A 5,738-nucleotide genomic window follows, 5' to 3' on the forward strand; every position below is an offset into this window, starting at 1 on the left:
GGCTGTAACAGAATGCGGTTTTACCGCATTCTAGTTGCAGCCCCTTTAAAATATAAGAAACACCAAGAAAATTAGATTTGTAAAATCGTATGTTTTCTTGGTGTTTCGTGTTTTTAGACGCACTTAAATAGGCCTTTAGGCCTATTTAAAAATCTCTTGGTTTACGCAGTTTGTTTTGCAGTAAATAATGTTGTATTAACTCGTCCTGCTTGTATTCTGTTATGTAACTTGGCTAAATTAAATCCCATGGACAAGAGATATAGCATCTTATGCACGTTTCCACTGCCACGGTGTAAAAATCGTCTAAATCCAAGATCTTGTTTTAACACACCAAATGCGCCTTCCACTTGAATGGAACGGTTCATTCGTAATTGAATGCCTGTATCACTGAGTAGCCTATCTTGGTTCTCTGCCAATACGGTATCATACTCAGGTGTAATCTCAATTCTTTTTACTGGATTTTTTGTCGTTGCTTTTACATACCGTTGGCATTCCTTTTTGTATCCACATCGGTTACAAGACTCACAAATATATACCTTTCGCTCAGATACAAATCCTGTTTTGTTTTCCGCCTTACGCGTGAAGGCATATTTTAATTTACGTCTTTTTGCACAGATAAATGCATCTTCTTCAGGTATATACTCCATATTACGAGCTTTGCTAATATCCTTGGTCCAAGTCCTAGTTTTCGCTTTTTCGTAATATTGAGGCTTTATACAAGATAGGTAATGGTTGTTCTTTAACCAAGTTAAGTTCTCGTGGCTATCATAACCAGCATCAGCTACCACATATGTGAATCGGTGGCTATGGATCTCTTCTAATTGCTGTACAAATGGAATTAAGGTATTCGTATCGTTGGGCTTAGGAAATACACCAACTCCCATAATATATTCAGAATGAACGGCTAATTGTACATTGTAGGCTGGTTTAAGCTGCCCATTACGCATGTGGTCTTCCTTCATATGCATAAACGTCGCATCATGATCTGTTTTAGAATAACTGTTGCGTTCACCCATAATATACAACTGCTGTTCGTATTCTTTGCGCTTCTCATATAAAACTTCTGCTCGCTCATACAACCGTTGTAATGGTGTTTTATGCTTACCTTTTCCTTGTACGAGCTCCATATGTTGTACTTCAATTTCTTTAGCTAGGAAGGTATATATATATTCATCATTCATACAATGGGTATCTAGCCCTAATTCATTCCAGATGTCTTTCTTTAATATAGCTAATTTTGAGGGTAATGTATCTAGTCTTTTTTGCACTGCTTTTCGCCAGACAAATGTGTACTTGTTAGCATTAGCCTCTAGTTTAGTTCCATCAATAAAGACTTCATTAAATGTTAAGGTATCATGTCTGTTAATAGCTTCCATCAACTGTGAAAACAGATTCATTAAGATATCTAGTGTACAACGGGCAAAAAATCGTTGGAATGTCATATGACTTGGGGCTAAATAGCCTTGAAGAAGCCACATATAGTTAATATTTTCTTCGCATTGTTGTTGTATCATACGTGTAGAATACACGCCGTTGGACATAGCATAGACAAAAATTTTGAACAGAATATGCGGTGGTACTTTAGATTTTCTCCCTTTAGGAGAATACAAATGCTGTAACTCTTTATAGTCTAATTCCTCCAATACAGCATCAAGTAACCGCACAGGCGCTGTTTCTTTTATCAAAATGCCATAATCCAATGGTAAAACTAGTTGGCGAGGCATTACTAGTTTGGTATAATTAGGTTCATTGGTATGGTTTTTGTTCATAATTTAATTATACCAATGAAGAGGGCCCTTCGGGGCCCTTTTTTCTTAGAAATATAGAAAAAAGCTGTTAGTTGATCATATAAAATCAACTAACAGCTTTTCTAGTGTTAAGGGGCTGTTTTGTTACAGCCCCTGCGTCTTTGCGTCTGGCTCTGTAATCACAGTTACTTTGAACTGCTTTATTTCAATTAAATTTTCTTGTCTGCATTTCGGACAATAGAGGGGGAATTTTTTTAATTCAGTATCTTCCCTTATCTTTAATCGTGTTTTATTTCCACATACAGGACACAATATCCACTTGTAGTTTATAATAACTATCTCCTCCTTTACACTTTAATTCAAATCTTTATTAAAAAATATTTCATCTTATTTAACAAGAAACCATATTTATATAACAACATAAAATACACTAAGTTATTTTATTGAACATATATCGTACTTTATCTATCCGACTATTTGGACGACGGGGCTGGCAAACAGGTTCACCGGTAGTAACATGGTACCCTTTTAACTCTGTTAAACAAACACTACGTCCATTTGTAAAGAAAGTTAAATCACTACGATATTCTTGAATACACCGAGCAGGGATTTCTCCACTAAGAATGACCTCATTATTTTTCAATTGAGTGTCTACGATGTTCGCACAATATTTAGGAGCATCGTTGTATGCTCGTGAAAGATATTCCTGTGGCGCATAAATTTTAAAACTAAGATATGGCTCTAACAATTCTGTTCCAGCTTTTTTTAAGACTTGTTCCAATACAATAGGAGCAAGCATCCGAAAATCTGCTGGGGTACTAACAGGGCTATAGTATAAGCCATACTTAAAACAGATTTTACAGTCCGTCACATTCCAACCATACAATCCTTGTTCACAGCCATAGCGTATCCCCTCCATAACTGCATTTTGAAACGATTGATTTAAGTATCCAAGAGAAACCGAGCTCTCATACTGTACTCCGCTCCCTAATGGAAGCGGTGCTACAGATAGACCAATGGAAGCCCAGAAAGGATTCGGTGGAACTTCGATGTGAATGGTATACTCTGCTTTTTTTAACGGTCTTTCCATATAAATGACTGTAGGCTCTTTTATTTCTATCTCCACATGATACTTTTCTTGCAGCAGAGCACAAGTCACTTCCATTTGTACTTTCCCTAAGAAAGAAAGTATGATTTCATGTGTCGCAGAATCCACATAATATCGCAGAAGCGGGTCACTGTCGGAGATTTCTAAAAGTGCATCAAGTAACATTTCCCTTTGTTGAGGTTTGCTCGGTTCAACAGTCGTTTGCAGCAGAGGGAGGGGATTTTCAATTCTCTCTCTCTGTGGCAATAGCTTTGTATCTCCAAGAACACTATTTAACTTCAAAAACTCATTCTGCAAAATAACAATTTCCCCGGAATAAGCCTTATCGATTTTACATAATTCACCATTTATTGAAGTATACATTTCTGTAATTTTTATTTTTTCCTTTTCCGATATTCTAACCGAATCTCGCAAATGCAGTACGCCACTATAAAGACGTATATATGCAAGACGCTGTCTTTTTTCCGAATACTCAATTTTGAAAACTTTTCCGCAAAGTTCAGACTGACCTCGATGTGTTGATGAATAAAATTTATTCGTAATCACTTCTATAAGGTTATCAATCCCTATATTGTTTTTTGCACTTCCGTGATAAACAGGGAACAGGGAACAATTATGAAATCTTATGCTTTCCTCTTGTTCGAGTTCTAATGCTTCCAATAATTTCCCAGACGTATATTTCTCCAAAAGGTAATCATTTCCTTCTATTACCATATCCCATTGTTCAGATTCGGTAAAGTTCATTACACGCATATTAGGATGCAGTTCTACCTTCTGTTTGATTACAATTTCCGCAGAAAGTTTCTCTTTAATATCCTGATAAACCGTTGATAAATCAATTCCATTTTGGTCAATCTTATTGATAAAAAAGATTGTGGGAATACCTATTTTCCTAAGTGCATGAAACAATATACGAGTTTGTGCTTGTACGCCATCTTTTGCAGAAATCAGTAGAATTGCCCCATCTAATACTGATAATGAACGATATACTTCTGCTAAAAAATCCATATGTCCTGGCGTGTCTATGATGTTTATCTTAGTATTTTTCCACTGAAAAGAGGTTATCGCCGTCTGAATTGTAATTCCTCTCTGACGTTCTAAAAGCGTATTATCCGTTTTCGTTGTACCTCTGTCCACGCTTCCTAATTCTGTAATCGCTCCACTGTTATATAATAAGCTTTCTGTTAAGGTAGTTTTTCCCGCATCAACATGAGCTAAAACTCCAATATTAATAATTTTCATGTGATTTTCCTCCATTCAAAAGCCCAAAAGGGCATAAAAATCCCAGTGATAAATACTCTTATCACTGGGATTTTTATGCATAACCATAGGCATACAAAGCATACAGATATTCTCCGGATACTTTAGAATCACATGATAAAGGTATTCTTAAACTGGGTACAAAAAACTAAGCCCTCCTAAAAAAGGACATCCAATTATTTGTTCCCACTATCAAATTGACAGTTTATTTAAGAATACCTTGCCGCATATTTATTAACTCCTTTTAAATAGATACTTAAATAATAGCACGTAAGAGCATATTTGTAAAGGAATCTCCAATTTTTTATCAAAGAGAGTACGTGATTACAAAATAGCTGTAATAATGTACCAATATTTGTTATTCTATAATCTTCCAATTACTCCCGTTCTTTTCAAGTACCAAATCAAATTGAGATACCTGCGTTGCTTTGGTCTGCTGGTCGATATACTCCACTGTCAGCGATACCGTGACTTGATTATCCTTACGATTGTGAATAGGATTTACCAGTTCTTGAAAGATGTACTCTTTTCCGATTGGTTTTAATATCCCGTCATTCACATAGTAGGAAAGTTCACTGGCTGTCGCTGTAGGATAGAGCTTGAAGAACGTCGTTAAAAACTCATTGATTTCATTGGTTGTAATGGAATCAACCGTCCCCTCACTTTCAATGGCTTTTGGTTTATAACTTGATTTCTTAGGTATGTTGGTAATGGTCGGATTCTTAACCAGTACCATATTTCCAGAACCATCTACATAGACACTCACTATATAAGCAGAGTGGACGGTCTTTGTATTTTCTCCCTCTGTAATGAGCTGGTCTACACTGTAGGTTACATTAAACTCATTGTCGCCAGTTGGCTCTACCGTCCATATCTGAAATCCTCTTACACCATTACCTATCTTGTATAAAGCCTCAATATTACGAAAAAGCGAAAACTAGGACTTGGACCAAGGATATTAGCAAAGCTCGTAATATGGAGTATATACCTGAAGAAGATGCATTTATCTGTGCAAAAAGACGTAAATTAAAATATGCCTTCACGCGTAAGGCGGAAAACAAAACAGGATTTGTATCTGAGCGAAAGGTATATATTTGTGAGTCTTGTAACCGATGTGGATACAAAAAGGAATGCCAACGGTATGTAAAAGCAACGACAAAAAATCCAGTAAAAAGAATTGAGATTACACCTGAGTATGATACCGTATTGGCAGAGAACCAAGATAGGCTACTCAGTGATACAGGCATTCAATTACGAATGAACCGTTCCATTCAAGTGGAAGGCGCATTTGGTGTGTTAAAACAAGATCTTGGATTTAGACGATTTTTACACCGTGGCAGTGGAAACGTGCATAAGATGCTATATCTCTTGTCCATGGGATTTAATTTAGCCAAGTTACATAACAGAATACAAGCAGGACGAGTTAATACAACATTATTTACTGCAAAACAAACTGCGTAAACCAAGAGATTTTTAAATAGGCCTAAAGGCCTATTTAAGTGCGTCTAAAAACACGAAACACCAAGAAAACATACGATTTTACAAATCTAATTTTCTTGGTGTTTCTTATATTTTAAAGGGGCTGCAACTAGAATGCGGTAAAACCGCATTCTGTTACAGCC

5 protein-coding genes and 1 pseudogene are annotated in these 5,738 nt (G+C 36.3%); 1 reads left to right on the forward strand and 5 read right to left on the reverse strand.

All coding sequences use genetic code 11. The features are described 5' to 3' along the window. Positions 1-161: 161 nt before the first annotated feature. The 5 genes from VCHSUH03_RS02400 to VCHSUH03_RS02420 all read right to left on the reverse strand — a co-directional run bounded on the left by VCHSUH03_RS02400 (position 162) and on the right by VCHSUH03_RS02420 (position 5,035). On the reverse strand, positions 162-1,769 hold the full coding sequence (locus VCHSUH03_RS02400; RefSeq protein WP_105093945.1) for an IS1182 family transposase: 1,608 nt from the start codon (positions 1,767-1,769) through the stop codon (positions 162-164). A gap of 123 nt (positions 1,770-1,892) precedes the next feature. Beyond that, positions 1,893-2,060, reverse strand: coding sequence for a cysteine-rich KTR domain-containing protein (locus VCHSUH03_RS02405; protein WP_167388605.1), 168 nt, complete (start codon positions 2,058-2,060; stop codon positions 1,893-1,895). Between the two features lie 118 nt (positions 2,061-2,178). After that, a complete protein-coding gene (gene tet(M), locus VCHSUH03_RS02410) occupies positions 2,179-4,098 on the reverse strand; it encodes a tetracycline resistance ribosomal protection protein Tet(M) (RefSeq protein ID WP_002414694.1) in 1,920 nt (639 codons plus the stop codon). A 15-nt stretch (positions 4,099-4,113) separates the two neighbouring features. Next, positions 4,114-4,200 carry a tetracycline resistance determinant leader peptide gene (locus tag VCHSUH03_RS02415; RefSeq protein ID WP_012386611.1) on the reverse strand — a complete coding sequence of 29 codons (87 nt, stop codon included), beginning with the start codon at positions 4,198-4,200 and terminating at the stop codon, positions 4,114-4,116. Positions 4,201-4,474: 274 nt separating this feature from the next. Continuing rightward, positions 4,475-5,035, reverse strand: a complete 561-nt coding sequence (locus VCHSUH03_RS02420; RefSeq protein WP_479673084.1) for a conjugal transfer protein — start codon at positions 5,033-5,035, stop codon at positions 4,475-4,477. On the opposite strand from VCHSUH03_RS02420, the pseudogene VCHSUH03_RS02425 reads away from it, so the two are divergent. After that, positions 5,005-5,577, forward strand: a pseudogene (locus VCHSUH03_RS02425) (transposase); the annotation flags it as partial. The gene VCHSUH03_RS02420 and the pseudogene VCHSUH03_RS02425 sit on opposite strands and share 31 nt — an antisense overlap. Between the last annotated feature and the right edge of the window lie 161 nt (positions 5,578-5,738).

This window comes from Veillonella infantium (assembly GCF_002959895.1).
GTDB lineage: Bacteria > Bacillota > Negativicutes > Veillonellales > Veillonellaceae > Veillonella > Veillonella infantium.

Coding starts and splice junctions, on each gene's coding strand:
- VCHSUH03_RS02400 (WP_105093945.1), bottom strand. CDS start 1,769: ATGAACAAAAACCATACCAATGAACCTAATTATACCAAACTAGTAATG.
- VCHSUH03_RS02415 (WP_012386611.1), bottom strand. CDS start 4,200: ATGCTTTGTATGCCTATGGTTATGCATAAAAATCCCAGTGATAAGAGT.